The 20967-nt window shown below is 60.4% G+C and carries 16 protein-coding genes; 9 read left to right on the top strand and 7 right to left on the bottom strand.

Annotated features, from left to right (window positions below; translation table 11 throughout):
• Positions 1-86: 86 nt before the first annotated feature.
• A complete protein-coding gene (gene icmF, locus IWX87_RS02535; protein ID WP_196861947.1) occupies positions 87-3380 on the top strand; it encodes a fused isobutyryl-CoA mutase/GTPase IcmF in 3294 nt (1097 codons plus the stop codon).
• A 126-nt stretch (positions 3381-3506) separates the two neighbouring features.
• On the opposite strand, the gene IWX87_RS02530 is transcribed toward icmF, so the two are convergent.
• Both IWX87_RS02530 and IWX87_RS02525 read right to left on the bottom strand, forming a co-directional pair.
• Positions 3507-3668, bottom strand: coding sequence for a hypothetical protein (locus tag IWX87_RS02530; RefSeq protein WP_196861946.1), 162 nt, complete (start codon positions 3666-3668; stop codon positions 3507-3509).
• Positions 3669-3807: 139 nt separating this feature from the next.
• The gene (locus IWX87_RS02525) at positions 3808-4743 is read right to left on the bottom strand and encodes a polysaccharide deacetylase family protein (RefSeq protein ID WP_280757832.1); all 936 of its coding nucleotides are present in this window, start codon (positions 4741-4743) and stop codon (positions 3808-3810) included.
• Between the two features lie 295 nt (positions 4744-5038).
• Between IWX87_RS02525 and IWX87_RS02520 the strand changes: the two genes are divergently transcribed.
• The gene (locus tag IWX87_RS02520) at positions 5039-6193 is read left to right on the top strand and encodes a glycosyltransferase family 4 protein (protein WP_231374555.1); all 1155 of its coding nucleotides are present in this window, start codon (positions 5039-5041) and stop codon (positions 6191-6193) included.
• Between the two features lie 82 nt (positions 6194-6275).
• Here IWX87_RS02520 and IWX87_RS02515 read toward each other — a convergent pair whose 3' ends face one another.
• The gene (locus tag IWX87_RS02515) at positions 6276-7349 is read right to left on the bottom strand and encodes a DUF6352 family protein (protein ID WP_196861943.1); all 1074 of its coding nucleotides are present in this window, start codon (positions 7347-7349) and stop codon (positions 6276-6278) included.
• Positions 7350-7772: 423 nt separating this feature from the next.
• Here IWX87_RS02515 and IWX87_RS02510 point away from each other — a divergent pair, with 423 nt between their 5' ends.
• The 5 genes from IWX87_RS02510 to IWX87_RS02490 all read left to right on the top strand — a co-directional run bounded on the left by IWX87_RS02510 (position 7773) and on the right by IWX87_RS02490 (position 12595).
• Entirely contained in the window at positions 7773-8546 is a 774-nt protein-coding gene (locus tag IWX87_RS02510; protein WP_196861942.1) for an ABC transporter ATP-binding protein, read from the top strand.
• 2 nt (positions 8547-8548) lie between these two features.
• The gene (locus tag IWX87_RS02505; RefSeq protein ID WP_196861941.1) at positions 8549-9253 is read left to right on the top strand and encodes an ABC transporter ATP-binding protein; all 705 of its coding nucleotides are present in this window, start codon (positions 8549-8551) and stop codon (positions 9251-9253) included.
• 68 nt (positions 9254-9321) lie between these two features.
• Positions 9322-10515, top strand: a complete 1194-nt coding sequence (locus tag IWX87_RS02500) for an ABC transporter substrate-binding protein (RefSeq protein ID WP_196861940.1) — start codon at positions 9322-9324, stop codon at positions 10513-10515.
• 81 nt (positions 10516-10596) lie between these two features.
• Positions 10597-11481 carry a branched-chain amino acid ABC transporter permease gene (locus IWX87_RS02495; protein ID WP_196861939.1) on the top strand — a complete coding sequence of 295 codons (885 nt, stop codon included), beginning with the start codon at positions 10597-10599 and terminating at the stop codon, positions 11479-11481.
• Between the two features lie 145 nt (positions 11482-11626).
• Positions 11627-12595, top strand: a complete 969-nt coding sequence (locus IWX87_RS02490) for a branched-chain amino acid ABC transporter permease (protein ID WP_196861938.1) — start codon at positions 11627-11629, stop codon at positions 12593-12595.
• 125 nt (positions 12596-12720) lie between these two features.
• Here IWX87_RS02490 and IWX87_RS02485 read toward each other — a convergent pair whose 3' ends face one another.
• Together IWX87_RS02485 and dbpA are read right to left on the bottom strand one after the other, a co-directional pair.
• Positions 12721-13494 (bottom strand): SDR family NAD(P)-dependent oxidoreductase, encoded by a 774-nt coding sequence (locus tag IWX87_RS02485; protein ID WP_196861937.1) that lies wholly within the window; start codon positions 13492-13494, stop codon positions 12721-12723.
• Positions 13495-13577: 83 nt separating this feature from the next.
• Positions 13578-14999, bottom strand: a complete 1422-nt coding sequence (gene dbpA, locus IWX87_RS02480) for an ATP-dependent RNA helicase DbpA (RefSeq protein WP_196861936.1) — start codon at positions 14997-14999, stop codon at positions 13578-13580.
• Positions 15000-15102: 103 nt separating this feature from the next.
• Here dbpA and IWX87_RS02475 point away from each other — a divergent pair, with 103 nt between their 5' ends.
• Positions 15103-15951: a phosphatase PAP2 family protein gene (locus IWX87_RS02475; protein WP_196861935.1), complete on the top strand. Its 849-nt coding sequence runs from the start codon at positions 15103-15105 to the stop codon at positions 15949-15951.
• 220 nt (positions 15952-16171) lie between these two features.
• Here IWX87_RS02475 and IWX87_RS02470 read toward each other — a convergent pair whose 3' ends face one another.
• Positions 16172-16852, bottom strand: coding sequence for a Fe2+-dependent dioxygenase (locus tag IWX87_RS02470; protein WP_196861934.1), 681 nt, complete (start codon positions 16850-16852; stop codon positions 16172-16174).
• Between the two features lie 8 nt (positions 16853-16860).
• Complete coding sequence (locus IWX87_RS02465) at positions 16861-19038, bottom strand: TonB-dependent siderophore receptor (RefSeq protein ID WP_231376511.1); 2178 nt, start codon at positions 19036-19038, stop codon at positions 16861-16863.
• Between the two features lie 448 nt (positions 19039-19486).
• Here IWX87_RS02465 and gorA point away from each other — a divergent pair, with 448 nt between their 5' ends.
• Positions 19487-20854 carry a glutathione-disulfide reductase gene (gene gorA, locus IWX87_RS02460; protein ID WP_196861932.1) on the top strand — a complete coding sequence of 456 codons (1368 nt, stop codon included), beginning with the start codon at positions 19487-19489 and terminating at the stop codon, positions 20852-20854.
• Positions 20855-20967 lie beyond the last annotated feature (113 nt).

Genomic DNA, 20967 nt, shown 5'->3' with positions numbered 1-20967 from the left:
GTTTTTTTGATTGACGTTTACGTAAACGTAATAACATAGCGTTCCAGCATATCCCAGTGCGCGCAACCCTACAGGAAACAATTTCCATGACCGACCTGTCCGCCGACTACAAGGCCCTTGCCAGCTACCGCCCCACCAACAAAGTGCGCTTTATCACCGCTGCCAGCCTGTTCGACGGCCATGACGCGGCGATCAACATCATGCGGCGCATTCTGCAGGGCATGGGCGCCGAGGTGGTTCACCTGGGCCACAACCGCAGCGTTGACGAAGTTGTGACGGCGGCACTGCAGGAAGACGCGCAGGGCATCGCCATCAGTTCCTATCAAGGCGGACATGTCGAGTATTTCAAGTACATGGTGGACTTGCTGAAAAGCCGGGGCGGCGAGCACATCCAGGTGTTTGGCGGCGGCGGCGGCGTCATCGTCGGGCCGGAAATCCGCGAACTCCAGGCTTATGGCGTGGCGCGCATCTTCAGCCCCGAGGACGGCCAGCGCATGGGTTTGGCCGGCATGATTGGCGAAATGGTGATGCGTTGCGACAAGGACATCAGCGGCTACGCGCCCAGCCACGTTGAAGCCATAGAAGGCCACAACGAGATGGCTTGGCGCGCGCTGGCCCAGCTCATCACCGCACTTGAAGAAAACAAGGCAGATGAGACGCTTGTGCAAGCTGTACGGGCGCAAGCCGCTACTAAAAAAATACCGGTTCTGGGCATTACCGGCACCGGCGGCGCAGGCAAATCCAGTCTGACCGACGAGCTGATTCGCCGCCTGCGACTCGACCAGGGCGACGAGTTGCGCGTGGCGCTGATCAGCATCGACCCGTCGCGGCGCAAAAGCGGTGGTGCGTTGCTCGGCGACCGCATCCGCATGAACGCCATCAACCCCTGGAGCCAGGGTCAACGCGTGTTCATGCGCTCGCTCGCCACGCGCGACTTCGGCTCTGAAATCAGCAAGGCGTTGCCTGACGTGATTGCCGCCTGCAAGGCCGCCGGCTTTGACCTGATCATTGTGGAAACCTCCGGCATCGGCCAGGGCGACGCGGCCATCGTGCCGCATGTCGATGTGCCGATGTATGTGATGACGCCCGAGTTCGGCGCGGCCAGCCAGCTGGAAAAAATCGACATGCTCGACTTTGCCGAGTTCGTGGCCATCAACAAATTCGACCGCAAGGGCGCGCTCGACGCCCTGCGCGACGTGGCCAAGCAGGTGCAACGCAACAAGGAAGCCTGGACCACGCCGGCCGACCAGATGCCGGTGTTCGGCACCATGGCCGCACGCTTCAACGACGATGGTGTGACAGCGCTCTACCAGGCGCTCAAAATCCGGCTCAGCGCACTGGGTCTGAACCTGACCGATGGCGCGTTGCCGCTGGTCAATGTGCGCCACAGCACCAACCAGACGCCAGTGGTTCCTGCCGCCCGCACCCGCTACCTGGCCGAGATCACCGACACAGTGCGTGGCTACAAAAAGCGTGGCAAGGAGCAGGCCGCGCTGGCCCGGCAAATCCAGCAGCTGCGTGCCACCTCCGGCATGCTCAGCGCCAGCAAATCAGACAAGACGAATGCCGTGGAAGCGGTGATCAGCCTCGCCGTGGAGCGCGAGCAGATTCAAGAGCCCAGCGCCAAAAAGCTGCTGGCCCAATGGCCTGAAATGCAGAAAGCCTATGCAGGCGACGAATATGTCGTCAAAATTCGCGACAAGGAAATCCGCACGCAATTGACCAGCAAGTCACTGAGCGGCACCACCATCCGCAAGGTCTGCTTGCCGACCTACGAAGACCATGGCGAGATTCTGAAATGGCTGATTCTGGACAACGTGCCCGGCAGCTACCCTTACACCGCCGGCACTTTTGCCTTCAAGCGCGAGGGCGAAGACCCGACCCGTATGTTCGCGGGCGAAGGCGACCCGTTCCGGACCAACACGCGCTTCAAGCTGCTGAGCGACGGCATGGCCGCCAAACGACTGTCCACCGCGTTTGACTCGGTCACCCTCTACGGCAACGACCCGGACCCGCGTCCCGACATCTACGGCAAGGTCGGCAACTCGGGGGTGTCCATCGCTACGCTGGACGACATGAAGGTGCTGTACGGCGGGTTTGACCTGTGCAGCCCGACCACCAGCGTGTCGATGACCATCAACGGCCCGGCGCCCAGCATTCTGGCGATGTTCATGAACACTGCCATTGACCAGAACATCGACAAGTTCAAGACCGACAACGGCCGCGACCCGACCGACACCGAAATCGCCAAGATCCGCGAATGGGTGCAAGCCAACGTGCGCGGCACGGTGCAGGCCGATATCCTGAAGGAAGACCAGGGCCAGAATACCTGCATTTTCAGCACCGAGTTCAGTTTGAAGGTGATGGGCGACATCGCCGAATACTTTGTGCACCACAACGTGCGCAACTTCTACAGCGTGTCGATCAGCGGCTACCACATCGCGGAAGCCGGTGCCAACCCGATCAGCCAGCTGGCCTTTACGCTGAGCAACGGCTTCACGTTTGTCGAAGCCTACCTGGCGCGCGGCATGCACATCGACGACTTCGCGCCCAACCTGTCATTCTTCTTCAGCAACGGCATGGACCCCGAATACACGGTGATGGGACGCGTGGCGCGCCGCATCTGGGCCGTGGCGATGAAGGAAAAATACGGCGCGAACGAACGCAGCCAGAAACTGAAATACCACATCCAGACATCGGGTCGCAGCCTGCACGCGCAGGAAATCCAGTTCAACGACATTCGCACCACGCTGCAGGCGCTGATTGCGATTTACGACAACTGCAATTCGCTGCACACCAACGCGTTTGACGAAGCCATCACCACGCCGACCGAAGACTCTGTGCGCCGCGCGATGGCGATCCAGCTCATCATCAACCGCGAATGGGGCCTGGCGAAGAACGAAAACCCGAGCCAGGGTGCCTTCATCATCGAAGAACTCACCGAACTGGTGGAAGAAGCTGTGCTGACCGAGTTCCAGAACATCGCCGACCGGGGCGGCGTGCTGGGCGCCATGGAAACAGGCTACCAGCGTGGCCGCATCCAGGACGAGTCCATGCACTACGAGATGCTCAAGCACACCGGCGAGCTGCCGATCATTGGCGTCAACACCTTTCGCAACCCGCATGGCGACGCGGTGCATGACAAGCTCGAACTTGCCCGCTCGACCGACGAGGAAAAACAAAGCCAGCTCAAGCGCCTGGAAGACTTCCACACCCGCCACGCCCATGAAGCACCGGCACAGCTCAAGCGCCTGCAGCAGGCGGTGATCGAGAACAGTAACGTGTTTGACGTGCTGATGGACGCGGTGCGCGTCTGCTCGCTCGGGCAGATCACCAATTCGCTGTTCGAAGTCGGCGGCCAGTACCGTCGCAATATGTGATCTTCCCCAGCGCCGGCCTCGAATCCGGCGCTGAAAAAAAAACCCGGACAACCGCAGCGGATCGCGCCTCGGTAGTCCGGGTTTCTTTTTGGCCGAGCAATAAGATGCCCGGGCCAGTCCCTTGGCTTAACCCTGGTGGGGACGCTTGCCTGGGTTCTTTTTGCTGCGGGTGTGGGCACCGCGCTCAAGGCTGCATTTCTGGCCGTTGCCAGTGGTGATGGTGTAGCCTTTTGGCGGCACAGGCTTGGCTGCGCAGATGTCGGCCTCGACTCTGATTTTCTTGGACATGGAAGACTCCGGGTTAAAAATGGGCTGAACGGCTGATTTTAAGCCACTGTGCGCTGGCACCTGTATTTACCTGGTCAATTCGCCAAAGACCACCTTGATGCCAGCAGCAACGGCGGCGCCAGGCGCAGTCTCTCGCGCTTCATGCCGACTGCATCATCGTCTTAAGCATATGACTGGGAACAAATCGGGCGCCAAACAGGCGACATTGCCGACGGATGTCCTGCCCGCCCTGGAAAAAGAATCGCCCGAGCAGCATGCGGGAATCGCTGTCCAGCGGCACTCGGGGGGGGCGCGGCGCCACTGTGAACCCCACGCGCAGCCCTGCCGCCACGGCCACATCGACGGCAACAGAAGAGTTGTTGCCGTTGGGATATGCAATGGCAACAGGTCGATAGCCCACCAGGTCGGCCAGTGCGTTCTGGCACGCCGTGATCTGGTCAACCATTTCGGCAGGCGTACAGTTCGTAAGGATGGCATGGTCGCGCGTGTGGTTACCCACATGGACCCAGGGATTGAGCGCGAACTGCCCCAGCTCACGCGGCGTGAACGGGCGATCAATGTCGCCTTTGGGCTTGAGCACCGCCGGGCCGAAACGCTCGACAAGACAGGCATCAATCTTTTCAGGGGTCAGCATCTTGAGTTGCTCTATCTCGGACTTCTGCCGGTCCGGACTGAGGCCGCTGCGCGTCAACTCGCGGCTGAAGGCATCCCACCAGAAGGCCTTGTTCTGTTGCACATGGTCAGTGGACACAAAAAAAGTCGCGGGAACACGGAACTGGTTCAGCACATCGAGCGCCAGCATATTATTGAAGTAACCGTCGTCAAACGTGATCGTGAGGTAGCGCCGGCCCGGCAAAAGCCCGGCATCGATCTGGGCAGGCGACACGACGGTGTAATCATTTTCAAGCATCTCTTCGACAAACCCACGAAAGTCCGCCACAGTCACGTGCTGGTTCGGTGCCAGGTCGCGGCTGGCAAGCTGTGCCCGGCTCTCGTACAGCGAGTGAAACAGAACGTTGACCAGGGCATTCGGGGCAACGGCGCCACGGTCGACTGCTATTGCAATGTCATCCACTGCTTTCAACCCTTGTTTCATTAGTTGCTTCAGCATGTTCGCCTTGAAGTATTCAAATTGACCTCCTTGCGGCTTCCAAAATGTTTTACCTGTAACAGAATAAAAATTAGCAAATACGTATATGTTGCTAGTGCATTATTGCGCAACACTGTCTGCCAATTTGCATCACTCTTGTCCAAAATAAATGAAGGATTCTCACCATTCGAAACGCCAGCAATCAAGGGCAACACTAACACCTCAAGTCGACGCAAGCTATATTTATATCGCCTGCCCCTGGTCGCCCGGTGGAGGCGGCATGTACAAGGTGGCCGACTACCTGATCCAGTGCCAGGCCGAGCACTTGCCCAATGGATCGGCGCGTCTGCGCGCACTGGACACACGCGGTTCGAGTGGCCCTCAATATTCTCTTTGGGTCCTGCTGATAGCCATTATGAGGATTGCAGCAGGCCGGCTGCAGGGCCGCCTGGCAGGCGTGCATGTCAACGTGGCCACCCGCATGAGCCTGTTCCGCAAAGGCACCTTGATCGTGGCATGCGCAGTGATGGGCGTGCCAACAGTGCTGCACCTGCATGCGCAGATGAATGGGTTTTATGACAGGTTGCCAGCGGTGCTTCGCTGGCTGACACGCTGGGTTTTTTCCTTGCCGCAAGGTGTGCTCGTGATCGGTCCTGGCGCCAAGGCCTTTGTCATCGATGTTCTGCATGTGCCGGCTGACAGGGTGCAGACCATCATCAATGGCGTGCCGGAGCCCGACAGCGTGCCGCAAGCGGTGCCTGGCAGCCCGCTGCATCGCGTTCTCTTCCTGGCCAACCTGTCGGATCGCAAAGGATTGCTGGACCTGCTGCAGGCGCTGGCGCATCCGGCGCTCGACACATCCGGCTTGATCGTCACAATTGCGGGGGGCGGCAATGTGGCCGCTTACCTTGCCAAGGCGCGCGCGCTGGGCGTCAGTGATCTGGTGCGGTTTGAAGGTTGGTGCGACCAGCGCAAGGTCAGCCGTCTTTTAGCGAATTCCGACTTGCTGGTATTGCCTTCGCACGACGAAGTGCTGCCACTGGCCATCCTGGAAGCTATTGCCCATGGCGTGGCTGTCGTCACGACGGCGGTAGGCGAGATTCCATCCTTGCTGACCGATGGCATCAACGCTGTATTCGTGACAGTAGCCAGTCCCGCAAGCATAGCCGCCGGCATGCAGAAGGTTTTAAAAACGCCGGGTCTGAAGCAAACCCTGGCAAGAAACGGCCGTGCGCTGTATAGGCAGCATTTTTGCCTGTCGCGTTTTTTTTCTAATATTGCCAGCGTTCATCAACAGTGTTTCGGGGTGGCCAGTTGCATGAAGGAAACGTCGCCATCGGTAAAGGATTTGCAGGAGCAGGCCGACGGTGACGCGTCGGTTTCTGATGACAAGCCGGCGCATACAGAACTCAACAGCCGTCCCGCATCGCATTGAGATGGCTGGTCCGGTCTCAGAAGGCTTGCCGGCAAGGCCCAAGCTGAGGGCACAAGGCGCGTTACAACTGGCGCACATGCCTTCATTGCAGCCAGGAACGCAATGGCAGGTTCACCAGCAGGTTTTGCGGCTTGACCCGAAGCACGCCCTCTGCATTCATCATCAGCCCCAGATAGACCGGCTTGCCCGCCACGTCGGTGCGCATCTCCTGCGGGTCTACAAAATCAAGGCGAAACAGGCTGACCAGCCGATTCAGCCTTTGGGCTGCCACGTCCCGGCCTTCATACAGGTCGTTGAGCAGCGCCGTTGCTTCAGTGTCCAGCCCCAGATGCCAGCGCCAGGCATCGTCATCGATCTTTTGTAGCGGCCGGATGGTGACGCCGACGCCCAGGAAATGGCGAACCCATTTTTGCAGCACACTGGCCAATGCCTTAAGGCCAGAGCGCGCCCGGGTCATTTTCAGCACCAGGCCATGGCTCAGGTCCGTCGTGACTTCATGCGTGAGGTCGAGCAAAAAGGCATGGCGGTCGGCCTGCGTCCAGTAATCCGGCGCATTGTCCTCGCCTAGCACCTTCAGGCTGATGGTTGCCAGAGGCGCCTTGGCCTCCGCCAGAAAGCGTCCGAAGTCACCCAGCCCCCCGGTTTCGCTGAACATGTCAATCACGTCGCGGTCACCGCTTAGTACCTGGCCGTCCTGCGTGCTGATGCGCTGGGGGCGAAACAGCATTTCACCAGCGCGCACTTCGTAGGCATCGTTTGATTCATGCAGCAGGTTGTGGGTGATGGCCTGCGCCAGCAAATCGATGAACAGCGGTGGAATGGTGATGACCCCTGTTCCGTCGCGCGCGAACAGGCTCAGGTAATAAGCTTCCAGCGTGCCGGCGGCCAGCAGGCCATCGCGAAAGCGCAGGAAGAACTGGTAACTGGCGCGGACATCGGAGTCTTCTACCTTTTCCAGATCGGCAGGCGTGACCAGCCCCGACGGCAATGCCAGCAGGGCCGCATGCAAAGCGCGTTCGGCCGGGCAGGATTCCGGCATCAGCGCCAATTCAGGACGGCCCAGGAAAAGCCGCAGGTAGTCGTCGGTCGGCAGCAGCCAGCCACGAGGGTTGCGCTGAAGCGGGGTGAAGCCGCTGGAAGGCCAGAAGTTTTGCATGGTCGCCATGGTCGCACAGTGCAGCAGAGCCATCCGGAAAGACCGTAAATTTTTTTTAATAGCAGTCCATGCTTATCAGTCATGCGGAAATTGCACTTTTCACTCAAAAATGTCACCCAATTGGCTGGTTGCCATGGCTGTTCAGCCACCATTAAAGCCGGCGCCTGGCACAGACTGTTGGCCATGACCATTGAAGCTTTGTGGCGAACAATCTGCTGAATTCAAGGCTTTGCTTTCAATCCAGTGGACGCATCCGGAAAAGGCATCAGGCGTTAACTTTTCATTACGAAAAACTACTTAAGGGTCTAACCCGGTATTTTCACCAGTGGTGTCTGGCTAAGATCAAGGCCTGTGTTTCACGAAACCAAACTGACTTTTTTCAAGACGTAACGTGAAGTCAATTCAACCTGCCGGAGAGCCAATTTGCCAGTGGATTTCATTCTTGAAACGCGCAGCCTGACCAAGGAATTCAAGGGATTCATTGCCGTCAACAACGTGGACCTGAAAGTTCAACGCGGGCACATTCATGCGCTCATTGGCCCCAATGGCGCCGGCAAGACGACCTTCTTCAACTTGCTGACCAAGTTCCTGACGCCCACGCGCGGCAGCATCACCTTCAACGGCACGGACATCACTTTTGAAAAGCCGGCACAAACCGCACGGCGCGGCATCGTCCGTTCATTCCAGATTTCCGCTGTGTTCCCGCACATGACGGTACTGGAAAACGTGCGCGCTGCGCTGCAACGCAACGAGGGCACTTCGTTTCATTTCTGGAAAGCCGAAAGCACGTTGTTCCACCTGCACGATCGAGCCCTGGAACTCCTGGCTGAAGTCGATTTGAGCGACTTTGCCAACGAGCTTACCGTCAGCCTGCCGTATGGCCGCAAGCGTGCGCTGGAACTGGCAACCACACTGGCGCTGGAGCCCGAGCTGATGCTGCTGGACGAACCCACGCAGGGCATGGGCCACGAAGACGTGGACCGGGTCACGCAACTGATCAAGAAAGTTTCGGCCGGCCGCACCATCTTGATGGTCGAGCACAACATGAACGTGGTGTCGTCGATTGCCGACCGCATCACGGTGCTGCAGCGCGGCGCCATCATTGCCGACGGCCCGTATGACGAAGTGGCCAAAAACCCGCTGGTCATCGAAGCCTACATGGGCAGCGCAGACACCGAACTGCAGGGAGCACACTGACCATGGGCAAAGAATTCCTGCGCATCGAAGACCTTAACGCCTGGTATGGCGAGTCGCACATTTTGCATGGCGTCAACCTGACAGTGAACGAGGGCGAAGTCGTCACCCTGCTCGGCCGCAACGGCGCTGGCCGCACGACCACGCTGCGCGCCATCGTCGGCCTGACCGGGGCGCGCAAGGGCTCGATCAAGATCAACGGCGAGGAAGCCCTGAAACTCGCACCGCACAAGGTGGCCAGGCTCGGCGTGGGCTACTGCCCCGAGGAGCGCGGCATTTTTGCCAGCCTCTCGACCGAGGAAAACCTGATGTTGCCGCCGACGATTGCACCGGGGGGCATGAGCATCGACGATATCTACGCCATGTTCCCCAACCTGAAGGAGCGCGCCAGCAGCCCCGGCACCCGTCTGTCGGGCGGCGAGCAGCAAATGCTGGCGGTGGCGCGCATCTTGCGCACCGGCGCGCGGCTGCTGCTGCTCGATGAAATTTCTGAAGGCCTGGCACCGGTGATCGTTCAAAAGCTCGCTGAAATGATCCTGGCGCTCAAGGCCAAGGGCTACACCATCGTGTTGGTCGAGCAGAATTTCCGCTTTGCCGCGCCGCTTGCCGACCGTTTCTATGTCATGGAGCACGGCCAGATCGTCAAACAGTTTGCCCAGTCCGAACTGGCCCAGAACATGGGCATGCTCCAGGAATACCTGGGCGTGTAGGCCACAAGCCTGCCCGCCTGTTTTCAACCCTTTCAACCCGATCAACCACGTATCCAGGAGACAAAAAAATGAAACTCAAACTACTTGCCCTCTCAATGACTCTCGGATTTGCCGCTGCTGCTTCGGCACAGAACACCGGTCCGGTCAAGATCGGTTTCATCACCGACATGTCCGGCCTGTATGCCGACATTGACGGCCCTGCCGGTGCCGAGATGGTCAAGTGGGCAGTGCAGGATTTCGGCGGCAAGGTCCTGAACCGTCCGGTTGAAGTGCTGACCGCCGACCACCAGAACAAGGCCGACGTTGCCTCATCCAAGGCCCGCGAATGGATCGACAAGGACGGCCTGTCGATGCTGATTGGCGGCACCAACTCCGGCACGGCCCTTGCCATGGCCAAGATCGCCGAGGAAAAGAAACGTCCTTTCATGGCAATTGGCCCCGGTTCGGCGCGTTTGACCAATGAAGCCTGCTCACCCTACACGGTGCACTACGCCTACGATACAGTAGCTCTGTCCAAGGTGGCGGGCACGGCCCTGGTGAAGTCCGGCGCCAAAAACTGGTTCTTCCTGACAGCCGACTATGCCTTTGGCTATTCGCTGGAAGGCGACGCGTCCAACGTGGTCAAGGCCAACGGAGGCACCGTCGCCGGCGCAGTGCGTCACCCGCTCAATGCGTCTGACTTCTCCTCCTTCTTGCTGCAGGCCCAATCGTCCAAGGCACAGGTTCTGGCGCTGGCCAATGCGGGCGGCGATTTCACCAATGCCATGAAAGCCGCGAAGGAATTCGGCATCACCAAGTCCATGAAGGTGGTCGGCTTGCTTGCGTTCATCAATGACATCCACAGCCTGGGCCTGGCCAACACCGAAGGACTGCAGCTGGCCGACAGCTGGTACTGGAACCAGGACGATGCATCGCGTGCCTTTGCCAAGCGTTTCTTTGACAAGTACAAGCGCATGCCCTCCAGCCTGCAGGCAGCCGACTATTCGGTCACGACAACTTACCTCAAGGCCGTCCAGGCCGCAGGGACGACCGATGCCGACAAGGTCATGGCGACGCTCAAGGGCATGAAGATCGACGACTTCTACAACAAGGGCCAGATCCGCGCCGACGGCCGGATGATCCACGACATGTACCTGTACCAGGTCAAGTCCTCGAAGGAATCGAGCGTGCCCTGGGACTACTACAAGCTGGTGGCCAAGGTTCCGGGCGACCAAGCCTTCACTACGGTGGCCGAGTCCAAGTGCGCACTGATCAAAAAATAAGCTGAAGCACGGGGCGGCTGGTCGCAGGAAGCGACCAGCCGCTTTTTTTAAATTTGGCAAGGTATGAACTGACGGTCACCCATGGAAATTTTCGGCATTCCCCATCAAGCGTTCCTGGGCCAGCTGCTGCTGGGCCTGGTCAACGGCGCGTTTTATGCCATGCTCAGCCTGGGACTGGCTGTCATTTTCGGCCTGCTCGGCGTGGTCAATTTCGCGCACGGCGCGCTTTACATGCTGGGCGCGTTTACCGCCTGGATCATGCTCGACAAATTCGGCATCAACTACTGGTTTGCCTTGTTTTTGGCACCCCTGGTGGTGGGTGCATTCGGCGTGGTGATCGAGCGGCTGTTCCTGAAACACCTGTACAAGCTCGACCCGTTGTATGGCTTGTTGCTGACCTTTGGCCTGGCGCTGGTTGTCGAAGGCGTTTTTCGCGAACTGTATGGCGCATCGGGCCAGTCGTATCCGGTTCCCGAGTTGCTGTCGGGCGCGACCAACTTGGGGTTCATGTTTCTGCCGAACTACCGGGCCTGGGTGGTGCTGGTGTCACTGGTGGTCTGCCTGGGCACCTGGTTCATCATCGAGCGCACGCGCCTGGGTGCTTATCTGCGCGCCGGGACTGAAAATTCTGCACTGGTGCAGACCTTCGGCATCAACGTGCCGATGATGGTCATGCTGACCTATGGCGCAGGCGCAGCACTGGCCGCACTGGCCGGTGTGCTGGCCGCCCCGATCATCCAGGTCAACCCGCTGATGGGCTCGAACCTCATCATCGTGGTGTTTGCGGTGGTGGTGATCGGCGGCATGGGCTCGATCTTGGGCTCGGTCATCACCGGCCTGGCACTCGGCCTGATCGAAGGCATGACACGGGTTTTCTACCCCGAAGCCTCCAACATTGTGGTCTTCGTCGTGATGGTTCTGGTACTGATGGTTCGCCCGGCCGGCTTGTTTGGCAAAGAAGCGTGAACATGGCCCCCACGCTCCCCACTTCGTGTGGTTCGCGACCCCCCGAGGGGGCTCCCCCGCCTGCAGTCCGGCAAAGCCGGTCCTGCGGCCGGAACTTGGGAATACAAGCCGCCGCACCGCATGCGCTGAATTTTGGAAACAAGCAATGAACACTTCGAAAAAAATTACCCGCATCACCTATATTGCACTCCTGGCGTTTCTGCTGGTCGCGCCGTTTATCGGGCTGTATCCGGTGTTTGTCATGAAGCTGCTGTGCTTTGCGCTGTTTGCCTGCGCGTTCAATCTGCTGCTGGGCTTTACCGGCCTGCTGTCGTTCGGCCATGCGGCGTTTTTCGGCTCGGCGGCCTACATCACGGGCTGGTTCGTCAAGTCGCAGAACTGGACGCCTGAAACAGCAATTCTGGCCGGCACCGTGGGCGCCGGGCTGATTGGGCTGGTGGTCGGCATGGTGGCGATTCGCCGGCAGGGCATTTACTTTGCCATGATCACGCTGGCCATTGCCCAGATGGTGTATTTCGTTTGCCTTCAGGCGCCGTTCACGGGCGGAGAAGATGGCCTGCAGGGTGTGCGGCGCGGCGAATTATTCGGCATGATTTCACTGCGGCCAGACAACACCATGTACTACTTTGTGGTGGCTGTTTTCGTGTTGTGCTTCCTGTTCATCACGCGCATCGTCAACTCGCCGTTCGGCCAGGTGCTCAAGATGATCCGGGAAAACGAGCCCCGCGCCATTTCACTGGGCTACCAGGTGGACCGCTACAAGCTGCTGGCTTTTACCTTGTCTGCGGCACTGGCCGGCCTGGCCGGCTCGCTCAAGACGCTGGTCATGGGCTTTGCCACGCTGTCCGACGTGCACTGGTCCATGTCCGGCGAGGTGATCCTGATGTCGCTGCTCGGCGGCGTGGGCACCTTCTTTGGCCCGGTGATGGGCGCGGGCATCGTGATTTCGTTGCAGAACCTGCTGGCCGACAAGGTCGGTTCATGGGTCACGGTCATCATCGGCGTGATCTTTGTGCTGTGCGTGTTGACCTTCCGCAAGGGCGTAGTCGGCGAGTTGCAGGCATTCCGCGAGCGCCGCAAGGCGGCTGCACAACTGGCGGAAAAACAGGCTTGAGGTTGCCATTTCCGAAAAAGTGCGCGCAGGTCAACTTGCTGCGCACTTTTTTATTTTGCTAGACTTTTGATAGCACCTTCTGCATATCCGCCTTGCGCAAACGCACTAAAAGCCTATATTTTCCGTCAAAACGGCAGCATCAGGCCCTGGTAGTCCAGCATGTTGCCGGTTTCGGCGGGCGTCACGCCGTTCAGCACGCTGAGCAGATCGCCGGCGGCTTCTTCCGCTGGCCGCACCTTCAGGCCGGTCTTGGCGAACGGTTGGCTCAGCGCGGTATCGACGGTGCCCGGATGCAGCGCGACGCAGACCGACTGGCGGTTGCGGCGGGTCATCTCAATCGACGCGGTCTTGACCAGCTGGTTCAGCGCCGCCTTCGATGCGCGGTAGCCATACCAGCCGCCCAGCGCGTTGTCGCTGATGCTGCCAACCTTGGCCGACAGAAAAGCCGCCACGCATCGGCCCTGCTTGGGAAGCAATGGCAAAAAATGCTTCATCACCAGCGCCGGGCCAATGGTGTTGACCTGGAACACATGGGCCAGGTAGCCGGCGTCCAGCTGGCTGAAACTGCGTTCGGGCTGGCCCTGCGGGCCGTGCAGAAAACCGCTGGCGACCACCAGCAGGCGAAGCTCCACTTGCTGCAAAGCACACTGCGCTGCCACCCAGTCCGCCGCCATTTTCAAACTGGCTTCATCGCCATAGTCGATGGCCGGAAGGCTGCTGCGGCTCAGTGCCAGCACCGCCGGACAGGGTTGCGGCCCGCCAGCCGTGCCGGAAAGATTAGCCACCAGCGCCGCGCCCAGGCCGCCAGCCGCGCCGATCACCAGCGCCGCGCCAATGGACGACTCGCCTGTGCCAGCCGCAGGAAAAAGGGTGGAATCATGATTTTCAGCAGCCGTCATATTGCTCCTTTATTAATAGCTAAAAAATCATGCACAGCATGCGCAAATGGCTTATTTGATCATTAAAATCTTCAGCGCCTGGCTCAAGCCTCGTCGTCCATCAGCCGAACGCGCACGCTTTTCCCCTTGACCTTGCCCATGGCCAGCTTGTGCAGGGCGTCGGCGGCAATGCGGCGGTCCACCGCCACATAGGTCGAGAACTCGTTGACGTTGATCTTGCCAATCTGTTCGCGGGTGAACACCGTGAAGCCATCGGCCTCGCCGGTCAGCGCGCCAAGCACGTCGCCGGCACGGATTTTTTCCTTGCGGCCGCCGACGATCTGCAGCGTTGCCATTGGCGGGCGCAGCGGCTCTTTGGCGGTCGGCGTCAGTTCTTCAATCTTGTGCCAGTCGGATTCGGTTTTTTGCAGCAGCTCGATCTTGCCGACAGAGCCCATTTCGTCCATCGTCGCCAGGCTGATGGCCCAGCCTTCCTCGTCGGCGCGGCCGGTGCGGCCGATGCGGTGGATGTGGATTTCGCTGTCCGGCGTCACATCGACGTTGATGACCATTTCCAGCTGCGAAATGTCCAGCCCGCGCGCGGCCACGTCGGTGGCCACCAGCACCGAGCAGCTGCGGTTGGCAAACTGCACCAGCACCTGGTCACGCTCGCGTTGCTCCAGCTCACCGTACAGCGCCAGCGCGATGAAGCCCCGGTCCTTCAGCAGTTGCACCAGCGCCCGGCATTGCGACTTGGTGTTGCAAAACGCCAGCGTGCTGACGGGCCGATAGTGGTTTAGCACCAGCGCCACCGCGTCCAGGCGCGCCTCGTCGTGGTCGGTGTCTTCGACCTGGTACCAGCGCTGGCGGATCTTGCTTTTTTCGTGCTGCGCCTGCACCGTGATGGTTTGCGGATTCTTCATGAACTGCTGGCTGATCTTGGCGATGCCTTCCGGGTAGGTGGCCGAAAACAGCAGCGTCTGGCGCTCTTTCGGGCACTGTTTGGCGACAGTGGCGATGTCGTCGAAAAAACCCATGTCGAGCATGCGGTCGGCTTCATCCAGCACCAGCGTGTTCATGGCTTCAAGGTTCAGATGGCCGCGCGCCAGGTGGTCCATGATGCGGCCCGGCGTGCCGACGACGATGTGCGCGCCATGCTCCAGGCTGGCGATCTGGTTGCGCAGGGCAACCCCGCCGCACAGCGTGACGACCTTGATGTTTTCCTCGGCGCGCGCCAGGCGGCGGATTTCGGTGGTGACCTGGTCGGCCAGCTCGCGCGTCGGGCACAGCACCATCGCCTGGATGGCAAAGCGGCGCGCGTTCAGGTTGGCCAGCAGCGCGATGCCGAAGGCGGCGGTCTTGCCGCTGCCGGTTTTTGCCTGGGCAATCAGGTCCTTGCCCAGCAAGGCGACTGGCAGGGCGGCGGCCTGGATCGGGGTCATCTGGGTGTAGCCCAGCTGGGTCAGGTTGGCCAGCACATGGGCCGGCAGGGAAAGGGTCGCGAAGTCAGTAGGGGAAGATGTCATGGGACGATTATCGTGACTTGGCCTGACACCCCACTGGCGGCCCGCCCGACAGGCTGATTTGCTAGACTTGCCAAGGCCCGACCGCCTCACGCCCCCCCCCATCATGAACTTCAACGCCGCCGCTTATACCCCGCTCATCGAAAGCATAGGCGCCCATGCGCTGCCCCTGTTCCTGGGGGTGCTACCGGCGTTGATGCTTTCAGTTGCAGCCCTTTGGGGCCTTGCCCAGCGCTACGCGGTGCCGCGTGACAACATGCGCTTGTCGCCCAGCGCCTACCTGCTGATGCGGCTGGGCCTGGGTTTTGGGGTGGTCGTGGGCGGGGCGTTGCTGTTCGCCGTGCTGGCCGAGCAGCTGTTGGAACCAGGCCACGCGCAGCGCATGGGCGCACTCGATAACCTGCTTTCAGTCGCTGTGGGCCGCAGCTTGCCTGCTTCGGCGCTGCAGTTTTTTGCCGCTTTCACCCACTTGGCCGACACCGCCTGGCTGAGCCTGCTGGCCGCTGTCGTCGCAGCCCTGCTCATTAGTCGACAGCGCCGCTGGCTGGCGTTGGGCTGGATAGTCGCGATCGCGGGCAACGCATTGCTCAATACCGCGCTCAAAAGCATTTTTGCGCGCACCCGGCCCGTTCACGACAACCTGCTGTACACGGCCAGTGGCTGGAGCTTTCCCAGCGGCCACAGCTCGGGTGCGGTGGTGGTGTACGGCATGCTGGCGTATGTGTTGCTGCGTACCTGGCCCCGAGCGCAATCCAGCCGCGCGGTCAGCCTGCTGATCGTGGTGGTGGCCAGCGCCATTGCCTTCACCGTGGGCTGCAGCCGCGTTTTTATTCAGGTCCACTATGCGAGCGACGTTCTGGCGGGTTTTGCGTCTGGCAGCGTGTGGCTGGCGGTGTGCATTGGCAGCATGGAAACGGTGCGGCACCGGTATGGAAATTTGGTCGGACGCGTTTGACAATTACGCCTGGCAAACCCAACAGGCAAGGGGCTTTTAACGTCAGCCACTGTTGGCCCGGCCCAAAAACATCGCAAGGGGCGCTTGCCGCTGCGAAAGGCAAGCGCCCAGTGGCTGGAATCGTCCACAAACACGGGCGAACCAGCACGCGGCCCACCAGGTGGACGCCGCGCTCCGGCATCGTCGCTTCAATCCCGTTCCGGCTCAGCCGGTCAGCGGCTTAACACTCCGACCAGCGCCGCAACAGGTTGTTGTAAAGCCCGGTCAGGCGCACCAGTGCCGGGTCGGTCTCGCCACAGCGCTGGCGCAGGTCGATCAGGGCCAGGTCCATCTCATGGAGCTGGCGTCGGCATTCAGTGTCCTTGACCACGCTCTGCATGAAAAAGTAGCAGGCCACGCGCTCGCCGCGTGTGATGGGTGTGACCTGGTGGATTGCGCCCGATGGGTAGATCACCAGGCTGCCTGCAGCCAGCTTCACGCACTGATCGCCTTGGGCGTTTTGGATACACAACTCACCGCCCTCGTAGCTGGCAGGGTCGCAGAGGAACAACGTGGCCGAAATGTCCGTGCGCAGCACGCTGCCGTCGGGCAGGTAGCGCAGCGTGCTGTCGGTGTGCCAGCCGTAGTGGCTGTGCTCTGTCGTGTAGCGGTTGAAGTTGGGCGGCACCACCTTGTACGGCAGCGCCGCCGACAGCAGCATCTCTGACCGATTGAGGGCGCGCATGACCGTTCGGCGCAAATCCATCAAACCGCCAAAGTCTTCGGGCAGTTGCAAGTTGTGCTTGACCGCCAGGGCTTGCGGTCCGGCGCTCAGGCCGCTGGCCCAGGGCGCACCGGCGAGCTGGCTGTGCACGGCGGCGACCTCTTGGCGGGTCAGCAGGTTGTCAAACGTGAGCAGCATGGACACGCTCAAAAATCGTGTCGCAAGGTGGCAATCAGCTGGCGTCCGTTGCCCGGAATGCCCTGCCCGCCGCCTTCAGCCAGCTGCTGGATGTAGCGCCTGTCCAGCGCGTTGTAGAGGTTCAAGCGGAGCTGCGTGCGGGGCGTGAATTTGTATGTGGCGTACAGGTCGGCCACGGTATAGCCAGGAATGCTTGCCTTCAAATTGCCCGTGGCTGATGGCTGCACGCCGCTGGTTTGGTCTGCAACGTACTGCAGGCCACCGCCCAGTGTCCAACGGTCGCCAATGTCGTACGTGGTGAAGACGTTGAACGAGTGCTTCGGCGTTCCGCCAAGTTGCTGGCCCACCGCAAAGGCGTTTGTGGGCGATGACGTCACCCGGGATTGGAGATAGGTGTACCCGCTGTAGAGCTTCCAGCGTTTGCTTACATTGCCGGCGGCCAGGACCTCAAAGCCATTGATGTGGTATTTGACGTTGGGGATTGTCACGTCACCCGCGACCGCCGCCGGAAACCGGCCTGCGGAGGTTTCAGTGCGAAACAGCGCCGCATTGAGGTCCAGGTTGGAGCCAATGTCCCATTTGGCCCCGAGCTCGATAGATCGCACCTTCTCGGGCGGGGTGTCAAAGCTGGCACCCACGATGGGCTCGGTGGCGCCCCCACCGGCGAGCTGAACCTGGTTGCGGTCAAAGGAGCCGGAGATGTTGAAAGCGCTGCCGTAGGCGGCATAAAGAGAGGTTGCCGGATTGAGCTTGTAAACCAGACCCGCGCTGTAGCTGAACACCTCGTCCTGGCGGTCGTGCGTGGTGTTGGCGACGGCATTGGCACCGGTGAAGCCGCGCCGCATGGCTTTGGCATCGACGCGGTCCCAACGGCCGCCCAAACTCAATTCCCATTTCGGCGAGAGCGTCAGCGTGTCAAGCAAGTACAGACCGACATCTTTCGTCTCAAAGCGGTAGACCGAACCGTCGTACACCGGTGCAGAGGCACCGATCACGCGCTGGGCAGGGTTGTAGAGCGAGGTGCTGGGGCCTTTTGTATCAAGGCGGCGACGGTTGGAGTAGCTGTACTGCGCCAGTTCCACGCCGGTCACCACATCATGCTGCACGCCCCCGGTGGCGAAGCTGAACAACAGGTCGGTCTGGTTGTTGAGGCCCTCGTCCGTCTGGTCGCGCGGCTTGGTATCGCCGCGTGCGGTAGTCGCATTGACGATGCGCGGCGACGAGGTGATTGAATCGTTGCCGACACGGCTCAGGCGCGTCTGGTTGCGCAGCACCAGGCCAGAATTGAAGCGGTGCCGCACGGTCAGCCCCAAATTGTTAACCATGACGTCCTTATAGTCGTCGAGGTGGCCATAAAAGTTGTTGAAGTTCAGCCCCTGCGGCACCACTCCCCCTTTGCCCAGAACATTAGTGCGGTCCAGCGGCAAGCCTGCATCCGGGAGGTCGTCTTGCCGACTGTGCAGAAAGTCGGCGGTGATCTGGGTTGGCCCGTTAAAACCCCAGGTGTAAGCGGCGTACAGGCCGTAACGGCTTTCCTCCGCCACATCGCGGCCCGGTTTGTCGGAGCGGTGGGTCATCAGGTTGATGCGTACTGCACTGTTGTCGCTCAGCGGTCGGTTCAGGTCGGCCGTGGCGCGAAAGTAATTGTCGGTGCCCACACTCACTTCGGCGCGGTTGAGCGCCTCCAGGCTGGGCTTCTTGGTGACGAAATTCACGGTGCCGCCAGCCGAGCCCCGGCCCGAGAAGGCAGAGTTGGGCCCTTTCACCACCTCCAGCTGGTCAATATAGAACGGGTCGCGAAAGTAGTTGCCCAGGTCCCGCGTACCGTTGACATTGAGGTCGTCGCGCGCATTGAAGCCCCGGATCTTGAGTTGATCGCCGCCGGGTGGGTTGCCTTCGCCGGCCTGCAGGCTGATACCGGGGATGTTGCGCAACGCGTCCTTGATGGAGGTGACGTTCTGCTCTTCGAGCAGGTCGCTGGGCAACACGCTGATGATGCGCGGCGTGTCCTTGAGGTCACGGGTGTACTTCAGGCTGTCCATCTGCTGGCCGCGAAAGTCGGTCACCCGAACCTCGTCCAGCGTGGGCGTGGCGCCTGCGTTCGGTGCAGCGCCACGGCCTTGCGCATGGGCAACGTGCGTGCCGGCCAGAGTGGTGGTGGCGATGGCAATTGCGTGCAAGAGCAAGGAGCGCTGTGCTGAATGGCGACGGGCGAAAGATGTAGAAGATGGCATCAGGCTTAAACGTTAATTAAATATTAATGAGATCGATTTGCATTTGTATTGTGGTGGATAAGAAGCCAATCAACACTAAAAGCCACTCATCCCAAGGGGCCATGGGCGTTAATGGCGAGCCAAACTCGCCATTACAAGCATCGAGCCGGCGCCCCGGCCCGTGCGCGACGCCACGCGGCAACCCGCCCAGGGCTGACGCGTCCCATCGGCCATGGGCCATCGGTTAACGAGGTGCCGTGGCCCAACGCACTGTTGCCGTCTTCCAACACCCCAGGCATGCCCGTCTTTCTTTCTTTCGCCATCGGTCGGTATTTCAGCGGGCGCGCTACATGCCCCCACCGCAAAATAAGCTGTGCACAGTGATAAGGTCACGCTTCATTCGCGTGAACAGGAAACATCTATGCAGACTTTTGACTTTGACCTTTTTGTGATCGGCGGCGGCAGCGGCGGCGTTCGTGCGGCACGCATGGCGGCGCAGCGCGGCGTCCGCGTCGGCCTGGCCGAAGTGGCCGACATGGGGGGCACCTGCGTCAACCTGGGCTGCATTCCGAAAAAACTCTACAGTTACGCGGCCCATTTCGCTGAAAGCTTCGAGGAATCGCATGGCTTCGGCTGGGTCGGCGAAGCGCCCGTGCTGAACTGGGACACCCTCAAGTCCAACCGTGCCCGCGAGATTTCGCGCCTTAATGGCATTTATGTCCAGCTGCTCAAAAGCGCAGGCGTGCAGACCCTCAACGGCTGGGCCACGCTAATTGATACGCACACGGTGGACGTCGGCGGCAAGCGTTACAGCGCCAAAAATATTCTGATTGCCACGGGCGGCAAGCCCAGCATTCCTGAATTTCCGGGGAGCGAACACGTCATCAGCTCCAACGAGATGTTTGACCTGTCGCCCTTCCCGCAACGCCTGCTGGTGGTCGGCGGCGGCTACATCGCCTGCGAGTTTGCCTCGATCTTCAATGGCATGGGTTCCGACGTCACGCAGCTCTACCGGGGCCACCAGGTGCTGCGCGGCTTTGACGAACAAGTGCGCACCTTCATTGCCGGCGAAATGGTCAAAACCGGCGTGAACCTGCGCCTCAGCACCGACGTGGTGTCTATCGAGCGTATCGACAATTGCCTGCAGGTGCACTTGCTCGATGGCAGCCACATCACTGTTGATACGGTGCTGTATGCCACCGGCCGCGTGCCGCTGGTCGAGGGCCTGGGCCTGGACGCCGCTGGGGTGCAGCAGGGCAAGGCCGGCGCCATCGAGGTGAACGACCAGTACCAGACCTCGGTGCCGTCCATCTACGCCGTTGGCGACGTGACGGCACGGGTGCAGCTCACGCCGGTGGCGCTGGCCGAGGCAATGGTCGTGGTCGATGCATTGTTCGGTCCGGCAGCCGGCAAAAAACCGCGCGGCATGAGTTATGACTTTATCCCGACTGCGGTGTTCACGCACCCGAACATCGGCACAGTGGGCTATACAGAACTTGAGGCGAGCGAAAAATTCGGCAAGATCAGCGTCTTCTGCAGCGACTTCAAGGCGCTCAAGCACACGCTGAGCGGCAGTACCGAGCGCTCGCTGCTCAAGCTGATCGTCGAAGACGCCACAGACCGCGTGGTCGGACTGCACATGGTCGGCCCCGACGCCGGTGAAGTCGTGCAGGGCTTTGCCGTGGCGATGAAAGCCGGTGCGACCAAAGCGGTGTTTGACAGCACCATCGGCATCCACCCGACGATGGCCGAAGAGTTTGTGACCATGCGAGAGGCGGTCAAGCGCTAAGCCTTTGCAAAATTTTGCTATTTATTCAATAGCTTAAATCTCTCACCACCATTGCGCCAAAAGCACTTTTCATCTAAAAAATTGCTACGTTCACGCCGCCGCCCGGGGCTGCG

Source organism: Polaromonas sp. CG_9.7 (genome assembly GCF_015752205.1).
Classification (GTDB): domain Bacteria; phylum Pseudomonadota; class Gammaproteobacteria; order Burkholderiales; family Burkholderiaceae_C; genus Polaromonas.
The sequence above is the reverse complement of the archived record's forward strand: the minus strand, read 5'-3'. Positions and strand labels throughout refer to the sequence as shown.

Excerpts from the sequence above, each read along its gene's own strand:
- icmF (WP_196861947.1), top strand. The coding sequence starts at position 87 with ATGACCGACCTGTCCGCCGACTACAAGGCCCTTGCCAGCTACCGCCCC.
- IWX87_RS02530 (WP_196861946.1), bottom strand. The coding sequence starts at position 3,668 with ATGTCCAAGAAAATCAGAGTCGAGGCCGACATCTGCGCAGCCAAGCCT.
- IWX87_RS02520 (WP_231374555.1), top strand. The coding sequence starts at position 5,039 with ATGTACAAGGTGGCCGACTACCTGATCCAGTGCCAGGCCGAGCACTTG.
- IWX87_RS02515 (WP_196861943.1), bottom strand. The coding sequence starts at position 7,349 with ATGCAAAACTTCTGGCCTTCCAGCGGCTTCACCCCGCTTCAGCGCAAC.
- IWX87_RS02505 (WP_196861941.1), top strand. The coding sequence starts at position 8,549 with ATGGGCAAAGAATTCCTGCGCATCGAAGACCTTAACGCCTGGTATGGC.
- IWX87_RS02500 (WP_196861940.1), top strand. The coding sequence starts at position 9,322 with ATGAAACTCAAACTACTTGCCCTCTCAATGACTCTCGGATTTGCCGCT.
- IWX87_RS02495 (WP_196861939.1), top strand. The coding sequence starts at position 10,597 with ATGGAAATTTTCGGCATTCCCCATCAAGCGTTCCTGGGCCAGCTGCTG.
- IWX87_RS02490 (WP_196861938.1), top strand. The coding sequence starts at position 11,627 with ATGAACACTTCGAAAAAAATTACCCGCATCACCTATATTGCACTCCTG.
- IWX87_RS02485 (WP_196861937.1), bottom strand. The coding sequence starts at position 13,494 with ATGACGGCTGCTGAAAATCATGATTCCACCCTTTTTCCTGCGGCTGGC.
- dbpA (WP_196861936.1), bottom strand. The coding sequence starts at position 14,999 with ATGACATCTTCCCCTACTGACTTCGCGACCCTTTCCCTGCCGGCCCAT.
- IWX87_RS02475 (WP_196861935.1), top strand. The coding sequence starts at position 15,103 with ATGAACTTCAACGCCGCCGCTTATACCCCGCTCATCGAAAGCATAGGC.
- IWX87_RS02470 (WP_196861934.1), bottom strand. The coding sequence starts at position 16,852 with ATGCTGCTCACGTTTGACAACCTGCTGACCCGCCAAGAGGTCGCCGCC.
- gorA (WP_196861932.1), top strand. The coding sequence starts at position 19,487 with ATGCAGACTTTTGACTTTGACCTTTTTGTGATCGGCGGCGGCAGCGGC.